22 protein-coding genes are annotated in these 25,230 nt (G+C 68.2%); 17 read left to right on the plus strand and 5 right to left on the minus strand.

From position 1 onward, the window contains the following. The first annotated feature begins 292 nt into the window (after positions 1 to 292). The gene (locus DID99_RS00585; protein WP_124484962.1) at positions 293 to 1,075 is read left to right on the plus strand and encodes a Crp/Fnr family transcriptional regulator; all 783 of its coding nucleotides are present in this window, start codon (positions 293 to 295) and stop codon (positions 1,073 to 1,075) included. 32 nt (positions 1,076 to 1,107) lie between these two features. Beyond that, a complete protein-coding gene (locus tag DID99_RS00590) occupies positions 1,108 to 2,499 on the plus strand; it encodes an undecaprenyl-phosphate glucose phosphotransferase (protein ID WP_185733715.1) in 1,392 nt (463 codons plus the stop codon). 73 nt (positions 2,500 to 2,572) lie between these two features. Here DID99_RS00590 and DID99_RS37060 read toward each other — a convergent pair whose 3' ends face one another. Continuing rightward, a complete protein-coding gene (locus DID99_RS37060; protein WP_185733716.1) occupies positions 2,573 to 2,746 on the minus strand; it encodes a hypothetical protein in 174 nt (57 codons plus the stop codon). Positions 2,747 to 3,088: 342 nt separating this feature from the next. Here DID99_RS37060 and DID99_RS00595 point away from each other — a divergent pair, with 342 nt between their 5' ends. After that, positions 3,089 to 3,481 carry a TraR/DksA C4-type zinc finger protein gene (locus DID99_RS00595; protein WP_124665810.1) on the plus strand — a complete coding sequence of 131 codons (393 nt, stop codon included), beginning with the start codon at positions 3,089 to 3,091 and terminating at the stop codon, positions 3,479 to 3,481. Positions 3,482 to 3,648: 167 nt separating this feature from the next. Continuing rightward, positions 3,649 to 5,451 carry a DNA polymerase/3'-5' exonuclease PolX gene (gene polX, locus DID99_RS00600; protein WP_124665811.1) on the plus strand — a complete coding sequence of 601 codons (1,803 nt, stop codon included), beginning with the start codon at positions 3,649 to 3,651 and terminating at the stop codon, positions 5,449 to 5,451. A gap of 33 nt (positions 5,452 to 5,484) precedes the next feature. On the opposite strand, the gene ald is transcribed toward polX, so the two are convergent. Continuing rightward, positions 5,485 to 6,600: an alanine dehydrogenase gene (gene ald / locus DID99_RS00605; protein WP_124665812.1), complete on the minus strand. Its 1,116-nt coding sequence runs from the start codon at positions 6,598 to 6,600 to the stop codon at positions 5,485 to 5,487. A 350-nt stretch (positions 6,601 to 6,950) separates the two neighbouring features. On the opposite strand from ald, the gene DID99_RS00610 reads away from it, so the two are divergent. The 5 genes from DID99_RS00610 to DID99_RS00635 all read left to right on the plus strand — a co-directional run bounded on the left by DID99_RS00610 (position 6,951) and on the right by DID99_RS00635 (position 13,870). Then, positions 6,951 to 7,367 carry a DUF3995 domain-containing protein gene (locus DID99_RS00610; protein ID WP_124665813.1) on the plus strand — a complete coding sequence of 139 codons (417 nt, stop codon included), beginning with the start codon at positions 6,951 to 6,953 and terminating at the stop codon, positions 7,365 to 7,367. Positions 7,368 to 8,005: 638 nt separating this feature from the next. Continuing rightward, positions 8,006 to 8,743 carry a gluconate 2-dehydrogenase subunit 3 family protein gene (locus DID99_RS00620; RefSeq protein WP_124665814.1) on the plus strand — a complete coding sequence of 246 codons (738 nt, stop codon included), beginning with the start codon at positions 8,006 to 8,008 and terminating at the stop codon, positions 8,741 to 8,743. Beyond that, positions 8,743 to 10,521 (plus strand): GMC family oxidoreductase, encoded by a 1,779-nt coding sequence (locus DID99_RS00625; RefSeq protein ID WP_124665815.1) that lies wholly within the window; start codon positions 8,743 to 8,745, stop codon positions 10,519 to 10,521. Before DID99_RS00620 ends, DID99_RS00625 begins: the two co-directional genes overlap by 1 nt. Then, on the plus strand, positions 10,518 to 11,945 hold the full coding sequence (locus tag DID99_RS00630) for a cytochrome c (RefSeq protein ID WP_124665816.1): 1,428 nt from the start codon (positions 10,518 to 10,520) through the stop codon (positions 11,943 to 11,945). Before DID99_RS00625 ends, DID99_RS00630 begins: the two co-directional genes overlap by 4 nt. A 209-nt stretch (positions 11,946 to 12,154) precedes the next feature. After that, positions 12,155 to 13,870, plus strand: coding sequence for a cation:proton antiporter (locus tag DID99_RS00635; protein WP_124665817.1), 1,716 nt, complete (start codon positions 12,155 to 12,157; stop codon positions 13,868 to 13,870). A 195-nt stretch (positions 13,871 to 14,065) separates the two neighbouring features. Here the strand turns inward: DID99_RS00635 and DID99_RS00640 are convergent, their stop codons facing one another. Further along, positions 14,066 to 15,958: a penicillin-binding protein 2 gene (locus DID99_RS00640; protein WP_124665818.1), complete on the minus strand. Its 1,893-nt coding sequence runs from the start codon at positions 15,956 to 15,958 to the stop codon at positions 14,066 to 14,068. Positions 15,959 to 16,380: 422 nt separating this feature from the next. Then, entirely contained in the window at positions 16,381 to 16,728 is a 348-nt protein-coding gene (locus DID99_RS00645) for a DUF3564 family protein (RefSeq protein ID WP_124665819.1), read from the minus strand. A 631-nt stretch (positions 16,729 to 17,359) separates the two neighbouring features. Here DID99_RS00645 and DID99_RS00650 point away from each other — a divergent pair. Beyond that, positions 17,360 to 18,571 carry an SDR family oxidoreductase gene (locus DID99_RS00650; RefSeq protein ID WP_124484950.1) on the plus strand — a complete coding sequence of 404 codons (1,212 nt, stop codon included), beginning with the start codon at positions 17,360 to 17,362 and terminating at the stop codon, positions 18,569 to 18,571. Positions 18,572 to 18,653: 82 nt separating this feature from the next. Here the strand turns inward: DID99_RS00650 and hpaR are convergent, their stop codons facing one another. Beyond that, a complete protein-coding gene (hpaR, locus tag DID99_RS00655; protein WP_124665820.1) occupies positions 18,654 to 19,094 on the minus strand; it encodes a homoprotocatechuate degradation operon regulator HpaR in 441 nt (146 codons plus the stop codon). A 153-nt stretch (positions 19,095 to 19,247) separates the two neighbouring features. Here hpaR and DID99_RS00660 point away from each other — a divergent pair, with 153 nt between their 5' ends. Genes DID99_RS00660 through hpaI form a run of 7 tightly spaced genes read left to right on the plus strand, consistent with a single transcriptional unit; the run spans position 19,248 to position 25,152 of the window. Continuing rightward, on the plus strand, positions 19,248 to 19,937 hold the full coding sequence (locus DID99_RS00660; protein ID WP_124665821.1) for a fumarylacetoacetate hydrolase family protein: 690 nt from the start codon (positions 19,248 to 19,250) through the stop codon (positions 19,935 to 19,937). After that, on the plus strand, positions 19,934 to 20,698 hold the full coding sequence (locus tag DID99_RS00665; RefSeq protein ID WP_124665822.1) for a fumarylacetoacetate hydrolase family protein: 765 nt from the start codon (positions 19,934 to 19,936) through the stop codon (positions 20,696 to 20,698). Before DID99_RS00660 ends, DID99_RS00665 begins: the two co-directional genes overlap by 4 nt. A 22-nt stretch (positions 20,699 to 20,720) precedes the next feature. Then, the gene (gene hpaE / locus DID99_RS00670) at positions 20,721 to 22,184 is read left to right on the plus strand and encodes a 5-carboxymethyl-2-hydroxymuconate semialdehyde dehydrogenase (RefSeq protein WP_124665823.1); all 1,464 of its coding nucleotides are present in this window, start codon (positions 20,721 to 20,723) and stop codon (positions 22,182 to 22,184) included. Positions 22,185 to 22,238: 54 nt separating this feature from the next. Then, the gene (hpaD, locus tag DID99_RS00675; RefSeq protein ID WP_124519579.1) at positions 22,239 to 23,087 is read left to right on the plus strand and encodes a 3,4-dihydroxyphenylacetate 2,3-dioxygenase; all 849 of its coding nucleotides are present in this window, start codon (positions 22,239 to 22,241) and stop codon (positions 23,085 to 23,087) included. Between the two features lie 29 nt (positions 23,088 to 23,116). After that, a complete protein-coding gene (locus DID99_RS00680) occupies positions 23,117 to 23,509 on the plus strand; it encodes a 5-carboxymethyl-2-hydroxymuconate Delta-isomerase (protein WP_124665824.1) in 393 nt (130 codons plus the stop codon). A gap of 20 nt (positions 23,510 to 23,529) precedes the next feature. Then, positions 23,530 to 24,333: a 2-oxo-hept-4-ene-1,7-dioate hydratase gene (hpaH, locus tag DID99_RS00685; RefSeq protein WP_124484945.1), complete on the plus strand. Its 804-nt coding sequence runs from the start codon at positions 23,530 to 23,532 to the stop codon at positions 24,331 to 24,333. 12 nt (positions 24,334 to 24,345) lie between these two features. Next, positions 24,346 to 25,152, plus strand: a complete 807-nt coding sequence (gene hpaI, locus DID99_RS00690; protein WP_124665825.1) for a 4-hydroxy-2-oxoheptanedioate aldolase — start codon at positions 24,346 to 24,348, stop codon at positions 25,150 to 25,152. The last annotated feature ends 78 nt before the right edge of the window (positions 25,153 to 25,230 follow it).

Below are 25,230 nucleotides of genomic sequence, written 5' to 3' on the forward strand. Positions count from 1 at the left end.
AAGCGGGTGTCCGGAAATGAGACGTTTTTTGCGGTTTTCGACCGGCTATTCGGGGGCGCTAAATCGCAAGTCATTTATATATTAAGGATGGAGCGGGTATTGGCACGTAAATCGCTTATCGAAACGGGCGTGTCGAAACGGGACTGCCGATTCGATCCAGCGGCGAGACGCTGTGGGTCGATTGGATCGAGGGTTGTGGGCCGCAACCCGCGTCGCCGTCCGGGCGCGCATCGCGATAACGAATTCCGCTGACGCGGCTGCATGCGGCGCGGACGATAAAAGGGATACAGACATGCTTCATCTTCACTCGAGCTACTCGGCAAATGCCATCCTCGATGCCCTTCCGGAGGACAGCATCCGTGCCATCGCACCGCACCTCGAACTGGTCCGGATCAAGGCCGGCATGCTCGACCGTGTCGGGGAACCGATGCGCCACCTGCATTTCCCGACCACCGCCATGATGTCGGTGCAGCACCTGATGGAGGACGGAGCGATGGTCGAGGTCGCCGTGGTCGGCCGCGAAGGTGTGGTCGGCCTGGCGACGCTCGTCGGCGGCACCGCGGTATCGAATCGCGTCGAAGTCCGTATCGGCGGGATGGCCTACCGCGTGCCGACCTGCGTGATGCGCTCGGAATTCGAACGTTCGCCGGCGACGTATCGGCTGCTGCTGAACTACTGCCAGGCGACGATGGCGCAGATTTCGCGCAGCGCGTTGTGCAACCGGCATCACTCGGTCAGCGAGCAGTTGAGCCGCTGGCTGCTGCTCGCGCATGACCGGATCGACGGCGACGAACTGGCCGTCACGCAGCAGACGATCGCGAACATGCTCGGCGTGCGTCGCGAAGGCGTGACGGAAGCGGCCGGCAACCTGCAGGAAGCCGGGCTGATCCGTCAGCGTCGCGGCCGCATCACCGTGCTCGATCGCGACGGTCTCGAGCGCCAGGCATGCGAGTGCTACGAGCTGATTCGCGCGGACTATCGCCGGCTGCTCGGCACGCGGGCCGGCGCGCGTGCGTTGCCGGTGCGGCCGCGCATGCAGGACCTGCACGGCGGTTTCCCCGCGCACGGTGTGTGACGATGCATGCGATGGCGGGTGGAACGAATGCGATGCGACGCGCCGCGATCGCCGCGGTCGATGTTGCGCTGGTGCTGGCAGGTGCGCTCGCCGCGCAGGCTGCGATGGGGCTCGCGTGGCACGATCTGTCGGACGCGCAGCGCGGCACGGTCGCATTGCTGTGCGTGCTGACCGTCGCGCTGTTGCCGCGCAGCGTGCGCGTGACGCGCGGCGCGGTGTCGCCGCACGACGGCGGTGCCGTGCTGACGCGCACGGTGGTGGCCGTCGTGTGCGTGGGCACGCTGACGGTGGCCGGCACGATGTGGATCATGAACCGCGGCGGCACGGTCACGACGCGCTGGATCGCGCGGACGGTGCTGTCCGGCGACGCGGCACTGCTGCTCGGCAGGCTGGCACTCTGCGCGCTGGCGATGAAGCGTGGCGATCCGCGCACGCGGCAGCGGCGGGTTGCGGTCGTCGGGGCGACCGCTTACGGACGGGTGGCGATCGAGCGCATGCAGCTCGAACCGGCCGGGCCGTTCGCGGCTGCCTGCGTGTTCGACGACGATGCACCGGCCGCGGCCACGGCTGACGGGATCGGCGGTGTGCCGGTGATCGACGACTGGGTCGCATTGCGGCGCATGATCCGCGGCGGCGAGATCGACGAAGTGTGGCTTACGCTGCCGATGTCGCACGAGTCACGCATCCAGCGCATCGTGCGCGAACTGCGCGACGAGTTCGTCGAGCTGCGGCTGTTGCCGGACGTGCGGCAGATGGCGGTCGTCGAGCGATCCGCGACCGATGTGCTCGGCATGCCGGCCATCAACCTCGCGACCACGCCGCGTTCCGCGCCGGAACTGTGGGCGAAGTTCGCGTTCGACCGGCTGTTCGCCGGCGCCGTGCTGATTCCGCTGCTGCCGCTGCTCGCGGCGCTGGCGATCGCGGTGAAGCTGTCGTCGCCGGGTCCCGTCTTGTTCAGGCAGCGCCGCAAGGGCGCCGACGGGCGCGAGTTCCATATCCTCAAGTTCAGGACGATGCGCGTGCATCGCGTACAGCCCGGTATCGTGCGACAGGCCTCGCGCAACGATGCGCGCATCACGCCGGTCGGCGCGTTCCTGCGACGCACGTCGCTCGACGAGTTGCCGCAGTTCTTCAACGTGCTGTTCGGCCAGATGTCGGTGGTCGGCCCGCGTCCGCACGCGATCGAACACGACGACTTCTACCGGCAACTGATCGACTGCTACATGTATCGCTATCGCGTCCGGCCGGGAATCACGGGATGGGCGCAGGTGAACGGCTATCGCGGCGAGACACGCAAGGTCGAGGCGATGGCCGCGCGCGTGAAGTTCGACCTGTTCTACATGCAGAACTGGAGCTTCTGGTTCGACATGAAGATCATCCTGATGACGGTCGTGCGCGGCTTCGTCGGGCGCAACGCATTTTGATGAAGAGGATTGCGAAGTATCGAGCGTCGACTCGTGCTTCCGGCCTCGATACGACGCGTCCCGCAGCCGCGCTTCAGCTGTGCGCCGGCGGCTGAGCGGCTGCCGGCAACGCAGCGGGCGAGACGGTGGGGCTGGCGTCGGGCGCGGCTTGCGCGCTCGACGGCTGGATGGCGTGCTGGATCGTCGGCACGACCATCGTCGGGAACAGGGCCGCAAGGGCCACCCAGATGACGACGCCGAACAACATGACGTTCTCCCGGAAAGCCGCGGATTCGCCGCGCATGCTCTCAATCTACAACGCAACTTTTTACAGGGGATTGATCGACCTCAACGGCGGCTGCGTCAGACGAATGCTGCCTCGCGGGGTTTTCGCATCGGTCCCCGGTTTCTGATGCGCGATGCGGGCGCTGACGCCGGTCAACACATGCGTGTGCATTGGGTTTATGCTGCGTCGAATGCGTCCCGCACTTCATGTGGCCGGACGCGCATCCGGGCACGACGAGCCGGGCATCCCGGGCCGCCGTGCACCGGCGCGACAACCGCGCGCCGCATGCCTCATTGCGCGGAACCCGGAAAAGGAGGGACGGCGATGGCGCTCGATCGAGAACAACGGCAGACGCTGCAGCGACGGCTGACCGAGAGCGAGCAGGCGTTGCGTGCGGAGATCCGGGCGAGCGAGGACCAGCGCGCGTCGGAGTCCTATGCGGAGCTTGCCGGCGCGGCGCCGGACGAGGGCGACGAGGCCAATGCCGATCTGTTCGTCGACATGGATCACGCGCTGATCGGGATGAAGCTGGCCGAGTTGCGCGCGATCGGGCGCGCGCAGCAGCGCATGCGCGACGGCAGCTACGGCGAGTGCATCGATTGCGATGCGCCGGTCGGCTACGAGCGACTGCTCGCGCGCCCGACCGCCGAGCGTTGCACGCATTGCCAGTCGATATACGAGCGGCGCTACGCGACGACACCGCGCGCATCGCTGTGACGTCGGTGCAGGGGCCACGCAAGCAGCGAGCCCCGCGCGGCACGACACGGGCAATCGGCGCAGGATGACCAACGGGCACCCGCCGCCGTCGACATGCGGCGCCGGGCGGGCCGACGCCGGCACGCCGGCGCACGGCGCCATCCACGTGGAAGGGAGCCACGCCGATCATGCCGATCCACAATGCCGAGTGCGCGGCCGTCTTCACCGAAATCGCCGACATGCTCGAGATCCAGGGCGCCAACCCGTTCCGGGTGCGTGCCTACCGTAACGCGGCCCGTACGATCGCCGACTACGGGCGCGACATTCCGGCGATGATCGCGAGCGGCAGCGATCTCGGCCGGATTCCATCGATCGGCGCCGATCTCGCGGCGAAGCTGCGCGAGATCGCCGCGACCGGTACCTGCGAACTGCAGCAAACGCTGCGCCATGCGTTGCCGGGCGCGATCGTCGAACTGCTCGACGTGCCGGGGCTCGGCGCGAAACGCGTCAAGGCGCTGCATGACGCACTGCACGTTGACTCGCTCGAGCAGCTGCGCGTCGAAGCGAAGAGCGGGCGCGTGCGCGCGCTGCCGGGTTTCGGCGCGAAGACCGAAGCGCACCTGCTCGACGCGCTCGACGAGCGCCTGAAGCGCGAGCCGCAGCGCTTTCTGCTGCCGGATGCCGCGCAATCGCTGATGCCGTTGCTCGAGCGCTTGCGCAAGGTGGGCGGCGTCGGCGAAGCGGTGCCGGCCGGCAGCTTTCGCCGCTGCCGGGAGACGGTCGGTGATCTCGACATCCTCGTGACCGCACGCGATCCGGCCGCCGTGGCCGATGCGTTCGTCGGCCATGGCGAGGTCGCACGCGTGCTCGCGAACGGCAAGACGCGTTCGAGCGTCGTGCTCGGCAACGGGCTGCAGGTCGACCTGCGCGTCGTCGACGCCGACGCGTTCGGCGCGGCGCTCGTCTACTTCACGGGATCGAAGGCGCACAACATCGCGCTGCGCCGGATCGCGCAGGCCGGCGGGCTGAAGATCAACGAATACGGCGTATTCCGCGGCGACGAGCGGATCGCGGGCGCGACGGAGGCATCCGTCTACGAGGCGATCGGCCTTCACTGGGTGCCGCCCGAGTTGCGCGAGGGCCGCGGCGAGATCGACGCGTCGCGCGTCGGCGCGCTGCCGGCGCTGGTCGAACGCAAGCACGTTCATGGCGATCTGCATGCGCATACCGACGCATCGGCAGGGCGCGACAGCCTGCGCGCGATGGCGGACGCGGCGCGTGCACGCGGGCTCGCGTATCTGGCCGTCACCGATCGCATGCCGGAGTCCGGCGGCGGCCGTACCGATGCCGACTGGCTCGTACGGCAGATCGACGAGATCGACCGCCTCAATGCGTCATTCGACGACTTCGTGCTGCTGAAGGGCGTCGAGGCGGGCATTCGCGAGGACGGCAGCCTCGATGTGGCCGACGACGTGCTCGGCCGGCTCGATCTCGTGGTCGGCGCGGTACGTGACCGCTTCGACCTGCCGGGCGACGCGCAGACCGAGCGGATGCTGCGCGCGATCGATCACCCGTATTTCACGATCCTCGCGCATCCGACCGGCCGGCTGCTCGGCGAACGCGACGCATGCGAACTCGACGTGCCGCGCGTGCTCGCCGCGGCCGCCGCGCGCCACTGCTTCGTCGAACTCGACGGCGACCCGCGGCGGCTCGATCTGCCGGACGTCTGGTGCCGCGAGGCCGCCAAGGCCGGCGTCGCGGTGACGATCGGCTCGGACGCGCGGTGCGCGGACGATCTGGACAATCTTGGATACGGTATCGGCCAGGCGCGGCGCGGGTGGCTCACGCGACAGGACGTGCTCAACACGCGCACGCTCGCGCAACTGCGGCCGCTGCTGGCACGCACGATGGGTGCTAGTGGTGCTAGTGGTGCGAGTGGCACAACCGGCACAAGCATCGCGTCGAAGCGCGGCCGCCCGAAGCGCGCGTGACGGCGCACGTGCGCGCCGTCACGCATGCCGAAGTCAGGCCAGCACGTCTTCCGCCGGTACGTACGGCAGCCCGAGCGCCAGCGCGACGGCCTCGTACGTGATGTGGCCGTCGCACACGTTCAGGCCCGCGCGCAGATGCGGGTCGTCGGCCATCGCGCGTTTCCAGCCCTTGTCGGCGAGCGCGAGCGCATGGCCGAGCGTCGCGTTGTTCAGCGCGAACGTCGACGTGCGCGCGACCGCGCCAGGCATGTTCGCGACGCAGTAATGCACGACGCCGTCGACGACGAAGGTCGGCTGCGCATGCGTCGTTGCATGCGAGGTCTCGAAGCAGCCGCCCTGGTCGATCGCGACGTCGACGACGACGGCGCCCGTGCGCATCGTCGCGATCATGTCGCGCGTGACGAGCCGCGGCGCCGACGCGCCCGGCACGAGCACCGCGCCGATCACGACGTCGGCGTCGCGCACGGCTTCGTCGATCGTATGCGCGTTCGAGCAGACGGTCGCGATCCGGTTCGCGAAGACCAGATCGAGCTGGCGCAACCGGCCCACGTTCGTGTCGAGCACGGTGACGCGCGCGCCGAGGCCGACCGCCATCTGCAGCGCACCGGTGCCCACCACGCCCGCGCCGAGCACCACGACGTGCGCGGCCGGCACGCCGGGCACGCCGGCCATCAGCACCCCGCGGCCGCCGCGCGGGCTTTCGAGGTGCGTCGCCGCGACCTGGATCGACATGCGGCCCGCGACCTCGCTCATCGGCGCTAGCAGCGGCAGTCCGCCGCCCGGGCCCGTCACGGTTTCGTACGCGATGCAGACCGCGCCGGACTTCACGAGCGCGGCCGCCTGCTCGGGATCGGGCGCGAGATGCAGATACGTATAAAGAATCTGTCCGCGCCGCAGCATCGCGCACTCGGCCGCCTGCGGCTCCTTGACCTTGATGATCATGTCGGCGCGCGCGAAGAGGTCGCGCGGGTCGTCGCACAGTGCGGCGCCGGCGGCCGTGTAGTCGTCGTCGAGCAGACCGATTGCCGTGCCCGCGCCGCGCTGCACGAGCACGCGATGGCCGTGTCGCGTGAGCTCACGTGCGCCGGCCGGCGTGAGGCCGACGCGGTATTCGTGATTCTTGATCTCCTTCGGCACACCGATCAGCATGAGTCGCCTCCATGGGTATTCGTTATGGTTGTCGTGCCCGGGCGCGCCGCGATCGTCCGATCGTGCGTGCCGGCGAACGGCACGTGTGCGACGGTTGCGCATGCACGGTTCGCGTGCCGTACTGGAATAAGAGGGTAGCGGTGCCCGGAGGGAAGTCAAGCGGCGGCCCGATGCGACGGCGCGCGCACTGCACCGCAACACGCGGCATGGCGTATTGCGACCGGACGTCGCACTGCATGCGGCACGCGGTTTGGGTATCGTCTCGTGTGGCGCGGAGCGGGGCCGCGCGCCGGATTCCTTCCGGCTGGATCACGACACGACGACACGATGAGACAAGGAAGCTTACCGACATGACGGGCGCGTATTTCAGCGTGCCGATGCTTTGTGCGATCGCACTCGTTCACGTCTATTGGGCGTTCGGCGGACAGCTCGGCAAGCATGCGGCCATTCCGGAACAGGACGGCGTACCGCTGCTGCGGCCGACCGTGCCCGGCACGCTCGCCGTCGCGGCGGCGTTGCTGGCCGGAGCAAGCGCGGTGGCGTCGCGCGCGGGCTGGCTGTGGCCGAACCTGTATCCCGGCGCGATCGCGTTCGCGATCGTTGCGCTCGCACTGATCTTCGCGGTGCGCGCCGTCGGCGATTTCCGCTACGTCGGCTTCTTCAAGCGGGTTCGCGGGTCGCGTTTCGCGCGCATGGACAGCCTCTGTTACTCGCCGCTGTGTTTGGCACTTTCGTTGTCGATCGCGTCGATGCTGTGGCCGTGGTGACCACTGCGGCGAGCGGGACGGCCGTTTTGCCGCGAGCCAAGCGGTAACGCGCGTCGCGGGCGCCGCATCGGAAAGCACCGAGCGGCGCGGGCACGGCAACCCTGAAAAACGACGGGCGCCGGTCGGGCGACGCCCGCGCGTGCGTCCGGCCCTGCGATCGACGCCGCGGCCGCGCCACGGCTCTTGCGCATTCCGGAAAACGATTTCCTCATTATTGCGATTTTCGATGTAATGAATTGCACCGAACCCTTTGGAAATGGAACCGGTTCCATTTATAATTCGCGGCATTTGTCGCCGGGCCCGAATTGAGGGTCGTGCACGTTGCGCTTGCCGTCGGCCGGCGCGGCGTCTAAGTTGAATAGGCCATGGCGATGAGGGGCAGATGGGGGCGGCAAGCCCGTATTTGTCCGACGATAAGACCCGCGAAGAGGTCGACCCCGCGCGGCTGCCGGAACCGGCGCGCCGCGCGGCTGCATGACGGGCGCCACCGCGCAGTGCGCGGCCGGCGCCTGCATCGAGCTTGCTCGCAACATCGCAAGAAAGGACGGCCGGCCGCGCGCGGCATGGCTGCCGTGTCGGGCATGCCGCATCCGGAATGCGGTTCCCGAATCACGCTCCCCAACGATCAACATCCGACCATGTCCACGCCACCCGACAAACCCAACTCGCGTCGCCGCTTCCTGCGCACGTCGGTCGCGCTCGTGCCGATCGCGTCGGTCGCCGGTTGCGACCTGCGCTCGTCGTCGTCCTCGACCGCGGCCGGCAATGCCTCCACTGCGTCGGCCGGCGCCGAACGCGCGCCGTACAAGCCGACCTTCTTCGATGCGAAGGAGTGGGCGTTCGTCCAGGCCGCCGTCGACCGGCTGATCCCGGCCGATGCCGAAGGCCCCGGCGCGCTCGAATCGGGCGTGCCCGAATTCATCGACCGCCAGATGGAAACCCCGTATGCGCACGGCGCGACGTGGTACATGCAGGGGCCGTTCCAGCAGGGCGTGCCCGAGCTCGGCTACCAGCTCAAGCTCGTGCCGCGCGACATCTACCGGCTCGGCATCGCGGCGGTCAACCGCTATTGCGAAAAGGCCCACGGCAAGGCGTTCGCCGACCTCGACGCGCCGATCCGCGACACCGTGCTCGGCGAACTGGAAAAAGGCGGCGCGCAGATCGACGACGTGCCGTCCGCGGTGTTCTTCGGCCTGTTGCTGCAGAACACGCGCGAAGGCTACTTCTGCGATCCGGTGCACGGCGGCAATCACGACATGGCCGCGTGGAAGATGATCGGTTTTCCGGGCGCGCGCGCCGACTTCATGGATTTCGTCAATCAGAACGGCAAGCCCTATCCGTACGGCCCCGTCTCGATCAACGGGGAGCGCACCTGATGGCCGCAGAAAAGAAGCCGCACGTCGATGCGGTGATCGTCGGCTTCGGCTGGACCGGCGCGATTCTCGCGAAGGAACTGACCGAAGCGGGCCTGAACGTCGTCGCGCTCGAGCGGGGCGAGTATCGCGACACCTATCCGGACGGCGCGTATCCGAACACGATCGACGAGCTGACCTACAACGTCCGCAAGAAGCTGTTCCTCGACCTGTCGAAGACGACCGTGTCGATCCGCCACGGCGTGCAGGACACCGCGCTGCCGTACCGGCAGCTCGCCGCGTTCCTGCCGGGCGAAGGCGTCGGCGGCGCGGGGCTGCACTGGTCGGGCGTGCATTTCCGGATCACGCCGGAGGAACTGCGCCTGCGCAGCCACTACGAAGAGCGCTACGGCAAGAAGTTCATCCCCGAAGGGATGACGATCCAGGACACGGGCGTCACCTACGACGAACTCGAGCCGTATTTCGACTTCGCCGAGAAGGTGTTCGGCACGTCGGGGCAGGCGTACAAGGTCGGCGGCAAGGTGGTCGGCGACGGCAACGTGTTCGAGGCAAACCGCAGCGACAACTTCCCGCTGCCCGCGCAGCTCAATACGTATTCGGCGCAGCGCTTCTCCGACGCCGCGAAGTCGCTCGGGCTGCATCCGTACCGGCTGCCGTCGGCGAACACGTCGGGTCCGTACACGAACCCGTACGGCGTGCAGATGGGGCCGTGCAACTTCTGCGGCTACTGCAGCGGCTACGCGTGCTACATGTACTCGAAGGCATCGCCGAACCTGAACATCCTCCCGGCGCTGAAGCAGGTGCCGAACTTCGAGCTGCGCTCGAAGTGCCACGTGCTGCGCGTGGACCTCGACGACACGAAGAAGCGCGCGACGGGCGTCACCTACGTCGACCCGACCGGCCGTGAAGTGCACCAGCCGGCCGATCTCGTGATCGTCGCCGCGTTCCAGTATCACAACGTGCACCTGCTGCTGCTGTCGGGCATCGGCAAGCCGTACGACCCGATCTCGGGCGAAGGCGTGGTGGGCCGCAATTTCGCGTACCAGAACCTGTCGACGATCAAGGCGTTCTTCGACAAGGACACCTACACGAACCCGTTCATCGGCGCGGGCGGCAACGGCGTCGCGGTGGACGACTTCAACGCGGACAACTTCGACCACGGCCCGCTCGGTTTCGTCGGCGGCTCGCCGCTGTGGGTGAACCAGGCCGGCGTGAAGCCGATCAGCGGCATCGCGACGCCGCCCGGCACGCCGCAGTGGGGCGCCGCGTGGAAGAAGGCCGTGAAGGACAACTACGCGCACACGATCTCGATGGACGCGCACGGCACCAACATGTCGTATCGCGACGTGTACCTCGACCTCGATCCGACCTATCGCGATTCGTACGGCCAGCCGCTGCTGCGGATGACGTTCGACTGGAAGGACAACGACATCAGGATGGCGCAATACGTGACCGGACAGATGAAGAAGATCGCGGAGGCGATGGGGCCGAAGGCGATCGGCGTGTCGACGCGCGAGTTCGGCAAGCACTTCGATTCGCGCGCATACCAGACGACCCACCTGGTCGGCGGCGCGATCATGGGCACCGACCCGAAGACGAGCGTGCTGAACCGCTACCTGCAGTGCTGGGACGTGCACAACGTGTTCGTGATGGGCGCGTCGGCGCTGCCGCAGGGCATCGGCTACAACCCGACCGGGATCATCGCGGCGCTGGCCTACTGGTCGGCACGTGCGATCCGCGAGCAATACCTGAAAAATCCCGCCCCGCTGGTGACCGTATGAAGAGGACAGTGAACCACCACAACGCCGCGCGCCGGATTTCCCCGCTGCGGCGCGCACTGGCGATCGGCACGGCATGGGCGGCGTTCGGTCTCGCGGGCGGCGCCGCGTTCGCGCAGCCGGCATCCGCGCCCGCCGCGGCTTCGGGCCCGGCCGCCGCACCGGTCGCGCAGTCTGCCGACGCCAACCTCGTCAAGCGCGGCGAATATCTGGCCCGCGCGGGCGACTGCATCGCGTGCCACACCGCGAGCGGCGGCAAGCCGTTCGCGGGCGGGCTGAAGTTCGACACGCCGATCGGCGGCATCTACTCGACGAACATCACGCCGGACCCGAAGACGGGCCTCGGCGGCTGGACGTATGAGGACTTCACCCGCGCGGTGCGCGAGGGCGTGCGCAAGAACGGCGACACGATGTACCCGGCGATGCCGTACCCGTCCTATGCGCGCCTGACCGACGACGACATGAAGGCGCTGTACGCGTACTTCATGCACGGCGTCGCGCCGGTCGAGCACGAGAACCGCGCGGTCGACATCGTGTGGCCGCTGTCGATGCGCTGGCCGCTGACGTTCTGGCGCAAGATGTTCGCGCCGGCGCCGAAGCCGTTCGATGCGGCGCCGTACACCGATCCGGTGGTCGCGCGCGGCGCGTATCTTGTGCAGGGGCTCGGCCATTGCGGCGCGTGCCACACGCCGCGTGCGGCGACGATGCAGGAACGCGCGCTGACCGACGCGGGCGGCCTCGACTTCCTGGCCGGCGGCGCGGCGATCGACGGCTGGGTGCCGACGAGCCTGCGCGGCGAGCCGCGCACCGGGCTCGGCACGTGGAACGAAACGGAGATCGTGCAGTTCCTGAAGACCGGCCGCACGCTGCGCACGGCCGCGTTCGGCGGGATGACGGACGTGGTCGGCCACAGCATGCAGCACATGAGCGACGGCGACCTGACCGCGATCGCGCGCTACCTGAAGACGCTGCCGCCGCGCGTGCAGGGCGAGCAGCCGCACGTGTACGACGCGGCCGCGGCGAAGGCGCTGCGGACCGGCGACGCTAGCAAGCCGGGCGCCGCCGTCTATCGCGACAACTGCATGGCGTGCCACCGCAGCGACGGCCACGGCTACACGCGCGTGTTCCCGGCGCTCGCCGGCAACCCGGTCGTGCAGGGCGACGATCCGACGTCGCTGATCCACGTCGTGCTGGAAGGCAGCGCGCTGCAGGGCACCCATACGGCGCCGTCGACCTTCACGATGCCGCCGTTCGGCTGGCGCCTGTCGGACCAGGAAGTCGCGGACGTGTCGAACTTCGTGCGCACGAGCTGGGGCAATACGGGCGCGCCGATCACGGCCGCGCAGGTCGCGAAGGTGCGCAAGGGCACGCCGTCGACGCGGCCCGAGCCGCCGCCGGGCGCGCGGTTCCCGCAGGCGTCGCGCTGACGCACGCGGCGGGGTATCCGGCCCCGCCCGATCGATCCGCCTCGCGGCGCCCACCGGCCCGCGGGGCGTGTTCCACCCGCCCGGGGTTGTACCCCGCAATGGCGCGCCGACGCGTGAATTTTTCGCCGTGGTGCGCCAATTTTTCGCCTCATCCCTTATCCTTCCATTCTTGAACCTTACTAAATCGTTACAAAAACTCAGGAGGGGGGATGCCTCATGACATCAGCCTGATTGCGTTGCTCGCGGCCGGTTTCGGTCTCGCGATGATCTTCGGTTACCTCGCGTCGCTGCTGAAAATGCCGCCGCTCGTCGGCTATCTGCTCGCCGGGATCGTGATCGGCCCCGGCACGCCCGGTTTCGTCGGCGACCTGTCGCTCGCGCAGCAGCTCGCGGAAGTCGGCGTGATGCTGCTGATGTTCGGCGTCGGCCTCCATTTTTCGCTCGGCGACCTGCTCGCGGTGCGCAAGATCGCGCTGCCGGGGGCCGTCGTCCAGATTACCGTCGCGACGCTGCTCGGCGGCGGGCTCGCGCTCACCTGGGGCTGGAGCCTCGGCGCGGCGCTCGTGTTCGGGCTCGCGCTGTCGGTCGCGAGCACGGTCGTGCTGTTGCGGGCGCTCGAGGGGCGCGGGCTCGTCGAGACGGTCAACGGACGCATCGCGGTCGGCTGGCTCGTCGTCGAGGATCTCGTGATGGTGCTCGTGCTCGTACTGCTGCCGCCCGTCGCGGGGCTGCTCGGCGGCACGCCGCCCGGCGATGCGCACGCGGCCGGCGGCAGCGTGTGGGGCACGCTCGGCGTCACGATGCTGAAGGTCGCCGCGTTCATCGCGCTGATGCTCGTGGTCGGCAAGCGCGTGTTCCCGCGCATCCTGTGGCTCGTCGCCCGTACCGGTTCGCGCGAACTGTTCACGCTGTGCATGATCGCCGCGGCGGTCGGCATCGCGTTCGGCGCGGCAAAGCTGTTCGACGTGTCGTTCGCGCTCGGCGCGTTCTTCGCCGGGATGATGATGCGCGAGTCGGAGTTCAGCCGGCGTGCCGCCGACGAGACGCTGCCGCTGCGCGACGCGTTCTCGGTGTTGTTCTTCATTTCGGTCGGGATGCTGTTCGACCCGAAGGTGCTGCTCGCCGAGCCGCTGCATGTGATCGAGGTCGCGGCGATCGTGCTGATCGGCAAGACGCTCGCGGCGGTCGCGCTCGTGATCGCGTTCCGCTATCCGCTGAACACCGCGCTGACGGTCGGCGCCGGTCTCGCCCAGATCGGCGAGTTCTCGTTCATCCTCGCGGGGCTCGGCCGTGCGCTCGGGCTGTTGTCGGCCGAGGGGCAAAGCCTGATTCTCGCGGTCGCGCTGATCTCGATCGCGATGAACACGCTGCTGTTCGCGATGATCGATCCGGCGCTCGCATGGATCCGCAAGCATTCGGCGTTCGCGCGCAAGCTCGAGGCACGCGACGATCCGCTCGCCGCGCTGCCGATGTCGACGCCGCAGACGCACCTGACCGGCCAGGTCGTGATCGTCGGCTACGGCAAGGTCGGCACGCGGATCGCGCATGCGCTGGACGAGCGCGGGATCGCCTATGTCGTCGTCGAGCAGAATCGCGAGCTCGTCGAGAAGCTGCGCGCGGACGGCGTCGCGGCCGTGTCGGGCGACGCGATCGAGCCGATCGTGCTCGTGCAGGCGCATATCGCGCGCGCCGGGATGCTGGTCGTCACGCTGCCGGACGTATTCGACGTGCGGCAGATCGTCGAGATCTCGCGCACGCTCAATCCGGCGCTGGAGGTCGTGCTGTGCACGAACAGCAGCGACGAGGCCGACCTGCTGTCGAGCGAGGGCATCGGCATCGTGTTCATGGGGGAGAGCGAACTCGCGCGCGGGATGACCGAGCACGTGCTCGGCAGGATGGCGAAGCCGGTGGCGGCCGCGCATTGATGGTTGGCGGCCGGGATCGCTCGGATCGACAGGATCGCTGCGACTGCGCGGATCGCCGGGATTACAGGATTGCGCCGGCCTCTCGGAACGGCGCGTGCGGCGGGTTCTACGTAGCGAACGGCCGATCTCGATCGGTCAGCCGACCTGTTCGCCGCCGCGCCACGTCCCGGCGACTCCACCAACACCCAGGCGGCTTCAGCCCGCCGCCTTCGTCTGTACGGCCGTGCCGGATTGCGCGGCCGTTTTCACAGGTGCCGACGCCTGTTGCCCGGCTGCCGTCTTTGGTTGCACGGCGGCCTTCGGCGCCGCGACCGTCTTTTGCGGCGCGGCAGCCTTGAGCGGCGCATTCGGCGTCGGCTCGACCGGCGCGTCCGGCGGCACGCCGAGCAGCTGCAGCGAGCCGCTCGTGACCGACGAGAACACCGGGCCGGCCACCGTGCCGCCGTAATAACCCTTGCCGCGCGGCTCGTCGATCATCACCGCGACGATCAGGCGGGGGTTGCTCATCGGCGCCATCCCCGCGAACAGGGCGCGGTACTTGCCCTTCGCATAGGTTGCGCCGACCTGCTTGCGCGCCGTGCCCGTCTTGCCGCCGATCCGGTAGCCGTCGACGCGCGCGCGGCGCCCCGTGCCGCCTTCGCCGACGGCCGACTCGAGCATCGAACGGATCGCCGCCGCGGTCTGCGGCGACGTCACGCGATGGCCGCGATGGGCCTCGATCGTCTGCGGGTCGGAACCGTTCCTCAGCAGCGACACAGGGTGCAGCGTGCCGTCGCCCGCATAGGCGGTGTAGGTCTGCGCGATCTGCAGCAGCGACATCGACAGCCCGTAGCCGTACGCCATCGTCGCCTGCTCGATCGGCCGCCAGCGCTTGTAGCCGCGCAGGCGGCCCGACGCGACGCCCGGGAACGTCAGTTCCGGCGCGCGGCCGATCCCGTATTTCTGGTACTTGTTCCAGATCGTTTCGGCGGGCAGGTTCAGCGCAAGCTTCGCGAGCGCGACGTTGCTCGACTTCTGCAGTGCCTGCGAGACGGTCAGCGAGCCGTGGTTCGACGTGTCGTGGATCACGGCCGGACCGATCTTGTAGGTGCCCGGCGACGTGTTGATGATCGTGTTCGGCGTGACCTTGCGCTCGTCGATCGACAGCGCGACGACGAGCGGCTTGATCGTCGAGCCCGGCTCGAACGTGTCGATCACCGCGCGGTTGCGCAGCTGCTGGCCCGTGAGGCGTGCACGGTCGTTCGGGTCGAAGGTCGGATAGTTCGCGAGCGCGAGGATTTCGCCGTTCTGCGCATCGAGCACGACGACGCTGCCGGCCACCGCGTTGTTCTCGCGCACCGCGGCCTTGAGCTGGCTGAACGCGAGTTGCTGGATCCGCCGGTCGATCGTCAGTTCGATCGTCGCGCCGTGCTGGGCGGGCACGAGCGGGCGCGTATCGGACACGATGCGGCCGAGCCGGTCGCGGATCACCTCGCGCTGCCCGGACGTACCCGACAGCCGCCCGTTCGCCGCGAGCTCGACGCCTTCCTGGCCCTTGTCCTCGACGTTGGTGAAGCCGACCACGTGCGCGGCCGATTCGCCCTCCGGATAGAAGCGCTTCGAATCGGCGATCTGCGTGATGCCGTCGATTTCGAGCTTGCCGAGCCGGCTTGCGGTCTCGGCGTCGATCTGCCGCTTGAGCAGCACGAACGTACGGTCGTTGCGCAGGCGGCGCTTCACCTCCGCGAGCGGCATGTCGAGCAGCTTCGCGATCTGCGGATAGTCGATTTCGGCGACCTGTTTCGGGTTCGCCCAGATTTCATAGGTCGACAGGCTGACCGCGAGCATCGCGCCGTTGCGGTCGACGATGCGCCCGCGCATCGCGTCGAGCTCGATCGTGCGCTGGTACCGCTTCTGGCCTTCCCCGACATAGAAATCCTGGTTCGCGACCTGCACCCAGAACGCGCGTCCGATCAGCGCGGCGAAACCGAGGGACACCATGATCACGACCAGCTTCGAGCGCCACATCGGCAAGCGCGACGCGAGCATCGGGTGCTTGGTCGCGGCGGCGTACGGATCGGCGGGGTGGGTCTTCTTTTTCACGCGCATGCAAGGGCCGGGTCGGGCCGCCGGACGGCGGCAAGTCAGTCGGAATAATGTGATTGTAATAAATGAGTAAACGTCGTGTGGGGAAACTGTGCTTCGGCCCCGTAAAAGATGCGCGTCGGCGGCCGGGCTTCGGGCGGAAAAGGCGGGATGAAGGCGGGAACGAAGGCAGGAACGAAGGCAGGAACGAAGGCAGGAACGAAGGCGGGGACGGCGGCGCGGGCATTGCCCGATGTCGCCGCCGAATCGGAATGGCGCGGCGGTCGTGACCGCGGATGCGACTCAATCAACCCGGCCCCGATTATTTTCGGGACGGAAAAATAAAAACGCCTCGAAGAGAGGCGCCGTTATTTCTGAATATCGAAATGAATATCACGGAAACCGGAATAAACCCGAAAACCGCAGAGGATTGCCGTCAAAAATACCTATCGCGCGACGGAAATGAATTCGTGGTATTCGGGCTCCGCCGTGGAGCGATCGACCGCCTGCAGGCGCCACGCGCCGTCGGGGTGCGCGCCGGCGAGCACCGCGGGACCTTGTTCGCGCTGCATCGCGCTGAACGACAGGCCCTTCAACTGGCACACGGCATTCCCACTGTCGGCGGCGCAGAGGGCCATCGCGCCTTCCACGTCCCGAACCTTGCCCCAGGCCGGGAGATCGATGCCCTGGTGTGCCTCGCGCGACCACAGCCGCTCGTCGGTATCGACCCACAACACCGCGTACGAGTGCCGGGTTGCCGATTCGCTGCCATTAATCCGGATAGTGAGGCGCATTGGAACGTCTCCTGGAAAGTAGAAAATGACACATTCGACCGATTTGGTTTGGATAGTCTAGATAGACTGCAGTGAAACGCAAGCGATAATCCTCAATAAATCCGCATTGTGTCTATTGGTGTCTCGGATGAAAGGACGTCTGACGATACGCGCGGATTCCGGCCCCGCGTGCAAACGCAGACGACACCGCGATCTGCGTGCCGCGGCCTCGCTCCGGGTCTGCCCGGGATATGCGATGACTAGGCCGGGGCGCGTCGATGTGTCGCGCCGAAGCGCTGGCCCGCAGCACGCCGGCGAACCTCCGTCGCAAGCTGCCCGACCGGGCGTTTCACCGAGTTGACGACCCGGCCGGCACGACACACCCCGACATTCGTGCACAAATCCACACACTTTCACGAAACTTTCAGGACAGACTTGCGGACGATCCGGCCCCACACTTGGATTTTCCCGATCCTGCGCCGCGGACGTCCGTCCGTGGCGGGCCGCCGCCTCGTGTCAGAGACGCGATCGCGGGCCGCAGCCGGTCGGGACTGCCGGGGCGAGCGTCGGCCCCGGCCCGGCCGACCGCCGTGCGCAGCGCCGCGATCCGGGGCTGCCGCGCCGTCCGGCCGATTCTTCGAAGGAGACTATCGTGCTGATCTGGAAAACCGCGTTGTCGCTCAACTGGCGCACGAGCCTCGTGTCGCCGGCCAGCGCACCGGTCGCGGCGGCCAACGTCGGGCGGCTGGTGCTCACCGGCGCCACCGGCTTCATCGGCAGTACCGTGCTGACGGCGCTCGTCAACGCAGGCTTGCTCGAGCGCATCGTGTGTGTCGTGCGCGCCGGGAATCGCGGCCACGCGGTCGCGCGTTTGCGTGAAGCGGCGCTGCGCGCAGGGCTCGCGCCGTACTGGGCATCGCGTCTCGGCGACGCGAACGTGGTCGTCGGTACACTCGGCGACGTGTGGCAGGGCGCCGACGCGCCGCGTCTCGCCGGCGCGACGCACGTGATTCACTGCGCGGGCCACGCGTCGCCGGCCGACGGCACGCATCTGCGGGCTGACCTCGCCGATTCGCTGCGCTTTGCCGAGCGGTTCGCGCACGCACCGCAACTGCAGCGTTTCGTGTACGTCGGCACCGCTTATGCGCATGCGGGCCGCGGCGGGATCGTTTACGAGGAGATGGCGGGTGCGGCGGCGAGCGACGCGGCGCAGGGCAGCGACGGGCTGCACGGCGCGGTGCTCGCGGCCGGCTACCTGCAGGCGAAGGCGGAAACGGAGCAGCGCCTGCGCGCGCTCGGGCTGCCGCTCGTCGTCGTGCGTCCGTCGCACGTCGTCGGTCACACGGTGCTCGGCACGCGGCCCGCGCCGAACTCGTTCTGGATGTTCCGCGTCGCGCACGCGGCGCGCCGCTTCACGGCACGGCCGATGACGCGCATCGACATCGTGTCGGTCGACGACGTCGCACGCGCGACGATGCTGCTGGCCGTGAAGCCGACGCTGATGCACGACGTGTACCACGTGTCGGCCGGCGACGAGGCGCCGCAGGTCGCGCAGATCGTGCGTGCGATGGACGAGGCGGCCGGCATGACGGGCGCGCCGCGTTACGCCGCGTGTGCGCCGGCCGACCTGCCGTTCGTGGTGCGCGACGTGCTCGGGCGGTCCGATCCGGCGCTCGAGCGCGTGATCGGCCGGGCGTTGCAGCGTGGCGCGGAGTTCGCGACGGTCGATCGCGTGTTCGACAACCGCCGCGTGCGCGACGAAATCGATTTCGAGCCGCTGCCGTTCATCGATTACGTCGAGGAATGCATGCGCACGTCCCGCGGCGTCGCGGTGACCGAACTGATGCGCGGGGCGCTGCACTGACGGCCCGCGCGATCCGCGGCTTGCCGGTTCCCGGGTTCGGGTTCGCCCGCCGCCGCTCGCCGCGGTCCGGCCGCGGCAGGCCCTACGACGCGCTGCCGAGTTCGATCAGCCGGTCGAGCGCACGGTAGATGTCGTCCAGGCCGTCCTGGCCGAAACGCGCTTCGAGCTGGCGATACTGCTCGTCGATGCGCGGGCCGATTTCGGTCACCAGCTTCCTGCTTTGCGGCGTCAGGCTCACCAGCAGCCGGCGCTGATCTTCCTGCGCGCGTGTGCGCGTGATCAGGCCGTCGCGCTCCATCCGTTCCAGCACGCCGGTGAGGCTCGGGCTGAGGATGCAGCAGCGGCGCGCGATCTGTCCCGCTTCGAGCGCATTCGCCGGCTCGCCGTCGAGCACGCGGATGATCCGCCATTGCTGTTCGGTCAGCGCGAATTCCTTGAGAATGGGGCGGAACAGGCCCATCAGCGTTTCGCGGGCCTCGAGCAGCAGCATGGCCAGGTTGCGATGGTCGAGCGTACGGTTCATCGGGGGTGGGGAATGGACGGGGACGCATCAATCTTAACAGCCGACGGTGCTGAATTTCATGTATCAGGGTAATCGCGGTTGCCTGCGTCCGATTGTTTACTTAAGATATTAACTATTGACGATGCGCCGCGACGCGCGGCAGGGGAATGACGCATGGAGCTGTCTTGCAGGACCGCCGCGGCGCCGCCGCTGCCGGTCGCCATCGGTACCGTCTACGGTGCGCTGCTCAACGAGCGCGCCGCACTCGACGCGCTCGGCGATGCCGTGCACGCACCGCCTTACGGTCGTCCGCCGCAGGCGCCGATCCTTTACATCAAACCGGCCAACACGCATGCGGCCGATGGCGCGGCCGTCGTGGTGCCCGCGGGCGTCGATGCGCTGGAGATCGGCGCGTCGCTGGCCGTCGTGTTCTCGCGGCGCGCGACGCGCGTGCCGGCCGCGCAGGCGCTCGATTACGTGCACGGCTTCACGCTCGCGAGCGACGTGTCGGTCCCGCATCCCGATTACTACCGTCCGGCCGTGCGCTTCAAGTGTCGCGACGGCTTCTGCCCGCTGGGCCCGGCGATCGTGCCGGCGGCCGCGCTCGGCGATGTCGACGCGATCGGCCTGACCGTGCGGATCGACGGCGACGCCGTGGTGTCCGCGTCGACCGCCACGCTGATCCGCCCGGTGCGGGAACTGATCGCCGACGTGACGGCATTCATGTCGTTCGACGCGGGCGACGTGCTGCTGCTCGGCGTCGCGGGTGGCGCACCGCGTGCCCGCGCGGGCAGCACGATCGAGATTACCGCCGCCGGCATCGGCACGTTGCGGCATACGCTGATTGCGGAGGAAGCACGATGAAGACGGCGCGCGTGATCTACAACGGCGCACTGCATGCGGCCGAACCGGCCGGCGACGGCGCGATCCGCCTCGACACGGGCCGCGTGGTCGCCGAGGACGTGGTGACGTGGCTGCCGCCCGTCGCGCCGCGCACGACGTTCGCGCTCGGCCTCAACTACGCGGACCACGCGAAGGAACTCGCGTTCAAGGCGCCGAGCGAGCCGCTGATCTTCCTGAAGGGGCCGAACACGTTCATCGGTCACCGCTCGCGCACCGTGCGCCCGGCGGACGCGACGCACATGCACTACGAGTGCGAACTGGCCGTCGTGATCGGCCGCCCGGCGCGCAACGTGAGCCGCGCGCAGGCGCTCGACCACGTCGCCGGCTACACGGTCGCGAACGACTACGCGATCCGCGATTACCTCGAAAACTACTACCGCCCGAACCTGCGCGTGAAGAACCGCGACACCTGCACGCCGCTCGGGCCGTGGTTCGTCAGCCGCGACGAGATCGGCGACGCGGGCGACCTGACGCTGCGCACGACGGTGAACGGCCGGGAGACGCAGCGCGGCAGCACGCGCGACATGATCTTCGACGTGCCCGCGCTGATCGAGCACATCAGCAGCTTCATGACGCTCTCGCCGGGCGACCTGATCCTGACCGGCACGCCGGAAGGGCTGGCCGACACGAAGCCCGGCGACGAGGTCGTGACCGAAATCGAAGGAATCGGCCGGCTCGTGAACACGATCGTCGGCGAAGCAGACTACTATCGCGCCGGCTGAGCCCGTCGCCCAAGGAGAGCACATGACCATCAAGCACTGGATCGGCGGCCGTGAGGTCGAGAGCCGCGAGACCTTCACGACGCTGAATCCCGCGACGGGCGACGCGATCACCGACGTCGCGTCGGCCGGCGAGGCCGAAGTCGACGCGGCCGTGCGCGCGGCAAAGGACGCATTCCCGAAGTGGGCGAACACGCCCGCGAAGGAGCGCGCGAAGCTGATGCGCAAGCTTGGCGAGCTGATCGAGAAGAACGTGCCGATGCTCGCCGCGCTCGAGACGCAGGACACCGGCCTGCCGATCGCGCAGACGAGCAAGCAGCTGATTCCGCGCGCGTCCGAGAACTTCAACTTCTTCGCGGAAGTGTGCGTGCAGATGAACGGCCGCACGTATCCGGTCGACGACCAGATGCTGAACTACACGCTGTACCAGCCGGTCGGCGTGTGCGCGCTGGTGTCGCCGTGGAACGTGCCGTTCATGACCGCGACGTGGAAGACGGCGCCGTGTCTCGCGCTCGGCAACACGGCCGTGCTGAAGATGTCGGAGCTGTCGCCGCTGACGGCCGACCAGCTCGGCCGGCTCGCGCTCGAAGCCGGCATTCCGGCGGGCGTGCTGAACGTCGTGCAGGGATACGGCGCGACGGCCGGCGACGCGCTGGTGCGCCATCCGGACGTGCGCGCGGTGTCGTTCACGGGCGGCACGGTCACGGGCAAGCGGATCATGGAGCGCGCGGGCCTGAAGAAATACTCGATGGAGCTCGGCGGCAAGTCGCCCGTGCTGATTTTCGACGATGCCGATTTCGACCGCGCGCTCGACGCGTCGCTGTTCACGATCTTCTCGATCAACGGCGAGCGCTGTACCGCGGGCTCGCGGATCTTCGTGCAGCGCACGATCTACGACCGCTTCGTGCAGGAATTCGCGCGCCGTGCGAACAACCTGGTGGTCGGCGATCCGTCCGATCAGGCGACGCAGCTCGGCGCGATGATCACGCGCCAGCACTGGGAGAAGGTGACCGGCTATATCCGGATCGGCGAGCAGGAAGGCGCGCGCGTGGTGGCAGGCGGCGCGGACAAGCCGGCCGGCCTCGCCGACCATCTGCGCAACGGCAATTTCGTGCGCCCGACCGTGTTCGCCGACGTCGACAACCGGATGCGCATCGCGCAGGAAGAGATTTTCGGGCCGGTCGCGTGCCTGATTCCGTTCGAGAACGAGGAGGAAGGGCTGCGGCTTGCGAACGACACGTCCTACGGGCTCGCGTCGTACATCTGGACGCAGGACGTCGGCAAGGTGCATCGCCTCGCGCGCGGCATCGAGGCCGGGATGGTGTTCGTGAACAGCCAGAACGTGCGCGACCTGCGCCAGCCGTTCGGCGGCGTGAAGGAGTCGGGCACCGGGCGCGAAGGCGGCGAGTACAGCTTCGAGGTGTTCGCGGAGATCAAGAACGTGTGCATCTCGATGGGTTCGCATCACATTCCCCGCTGGGGCGTGTGACGGGCGCGGGTCGTGGCGCCGCCAGCAAGAACGAACGATACGGAGACTTGAACGATGGGCAAACTGTCCCTCGCCGCGAAGATCACGCACGTGCCGTCGATGTACCTGTCGGAGTTGCCCGGCAGGCATCACGGCTGCCGCGAAGCGGCGATCCGCGGCCACCAGCTGATCGGCGAGCGCTGCCGCGCGCTCGGCGTCGATACGATCGTCGTGTCGGACGTGCACTGGCTCGTCAACGCCGGCTATCACGTGAACTGCAATGCGCGGTTCGCGGGTACGTATACCAGCAACGAGCTGCCGCACTTCATCCGCGACATGCAGTACGCGTATCCGGGCAACCCGGCACTCGGCCGCCTGATCGCGGAGACGGCCAGCGCACGCGGCATCGCGACGCGCGCACACGAGATCGACAGCCTCGAACTCGAATACGGCACGCTCGTGCCGATGCGCTACATGAACGCCGACCAGCACTTCAAGGTCGTGTCGATCGCGGGCTGGTGCATGTGGCATACGCTCGACGAAAGCCGGCGCTTCGGCGAGGCGCTGCTCGAGGCGATCGAGAAGAGCGATTCGAACGTCGCGTTCCTCGCGAGCGGCTCGCTGTCGCATCGCTTCAACGACAACGGCAGTCCGGAGGAATCGATCCACGAGATCAGCCGCGAGTTCTTCCGGCAGGTCGACCTGCGCGTGGTCGAGCTGTGGAAGCAGGGCGATTTCAAGACCTTCTGCGCGATGCTGCCCGAGTACAACACGCATTGTCACGGCGAAGGCGGCATGCACGACACGGCGATGCTGCTCGGCCTGCTCGGCTGGGATCGTTACGACAAGCCCGTCGAGATCGTCACCGACTATTTCGCGAGCTCGGGCACCGGGCAGATCAACGCGATCTTCCCGCTCGCCTGAGCGCCACATCACCTATCCGGAGCGTTGCCATGCCACACATCGTCGTCGAATACACCGCGAACATCCGCGACGACGCGCGCATTCCCGCGCTGCTGCGCACGATCAACGCGACGCTGATCGCGCAGGGCGGCGTGTTTCCGACCGGCGGCATCCGCTCGCGCGCGATCGAGCTGCAGGATTACTGCGTCGCCGACGGCACGGAGGACGACGCGTTCGTCCACGTGACGCTGAAGATCGGCTCGGGCCGCAGCGACGAGACCAAGCAGGCCGCGTGCGACGCGCTGTTCGATGCGATCAAGGCGCATTTCTCGGAGCTGTATGCGAAGCGCTATCTCGCGCTGTCGATGGAGCTGACCGAGTTCAGCGAAAGCGGCTCGTACAAGCACAACAACATTCACGCCCGCTACAAGCGGGCCGGCTGAACCCCATTCCCGATCCGATCATGCTCGAACCCGCCATCATCGACCAGCTCGCGCAGCGTCTGCACGACGCCGAGCGCGAGCGCAAGCAGATCCGCCAGATCTCGCTCGACCATCCCGACATCACGATCGACGACGCGTATGCGATCCAGCGCGCGTGGGTCGCCCTCAAGCTCGCGGAAGGCCGCACGCTCAAGGGGCACAAGATCGGCCTCACGTCGAAGGCGATGCAGAACACGTCGCAGATCGACGAGCCCGATTACGGCGCGCTGCTCGACGACATGTTCTTCGACGACGGCGGCACGATCCCGGCCGGGCGCTTCATCGTGCCGCGCGTCGAGGTCGAACTCGCGTTCGTGCTCGGCAAGCGGCTCACCGGCCCGAACTGCACGATCTTCGACGTGTACGACGCGGTCGATTACGTGGTGCCCGCGCTCGAGATCATCGACGCGCGCAGCCAGTCGATCGACCCCGATACGAAGCGGCCGCGCAAGGTGTTCGACACGATCGCCGACAACGCGGCGAACGCGGGCGTCGTGATCGGCGGGCGGCCGGTGCGGCCGCAGGACGTCGACCTGCGCTGGGTCGCGGCGATCATGTCGCGCAACGGCGTGGTCGAGGAAACGGGCGTCGCGGCCGGCGTGCTGAACCATCCGGCCAATGGCGTCGCTTGGCTGGCGAATCGGCTGTCGCGCTTCGACGTCGCGCTGGAGCCGGGGCAGGTCGTGCTCGGCGGCTCGTTCACGCGGCCGTGCGCGGCGCGCTCGGGCGACACGTTCAGCGTCGACTACGGCCCGCTCGGGACGATCCAGTGCTATTTCGCGTGAGGTGAGCGAGCGATGCAGATTCCGTCGAATGTCTTCAAGGCCGCGCTCGCGCGTGGCGACGCGCAGGTCGGGTTGTGGCTCGGCCTCGCGAATCCGTACAGCGCCGAAGTCGTCGCGGGCGCCGGTTTCGACTGGCTGCTGATCGACGGCGAACATGCGCCGAACACGGTGCCGACGATCCTCGCGCAGTTGCAGGCGATCGCGCCGTATCCGTCGCATCCGGTCGTGCGCGTGCCGTGGAACGATCCGGTGATCGTCAAGCAGGTGCTCGATCTCGGCGCGCAGACGCTGCTCGTGCCGATGGTGCAGAGCGCCGACGAAGCGCGCGCGGCGGCGGCCGCGACGCGTTATCCGCCGCACGGGATTCGCGGCGTCGGCAGTGCGCTCGCGCGCGCGTCGCGGTGGAACCGCGTCGGCGATTATCTGCATCGCGCGAACGACGAAATGGCCGTGCTCGTGCAGGTCGAGACGCGTGCCGGGCTCGACGCGATCGATGCGATTGCGCGGGTGGAGGGCGTCGATGGCGTGTTCATCGGGCCGGCCGATCTGGCGGCCGATCTCGGGCACCTCGGCAATCCGGGGCATCCGGAGGTGCAGGCGGCGATCGACGGCGCGATCCGGGCGATCAAGGCGGCAGGCAAGGCGCCGGGCATTCTCAGCGCGGATGAGGCGGCGGCGCGGCGGTATCTGGAAGCGGGGGCGTTGTTCGTTGCGGTGGGGGTCGATACGACGCTGCTGGCGCGGAGTGCGGAGCGGTTGGCGGCGCAGTTCAAGGGGAGCGATGGGGAGGTGGTGAAGCAGGGGGATGGGACGTATTGAGCGAAGCGGACGGGATAAGGAATCTGCTGCGCAACCGGGCAGACCCGGCCGCTGCGCAACTCGACCGGACAGCTGCCC

The sequence above is a fragment of the Burkholderia sp. Bp8986 genome, from assembly GCF_003854225.1.
Taxonomy (GTDB): Bacteria; Pseudomonadota; Gammaproteobacteria; order Burkholderiales; family Burkholderiaceae; genus Burkholderia.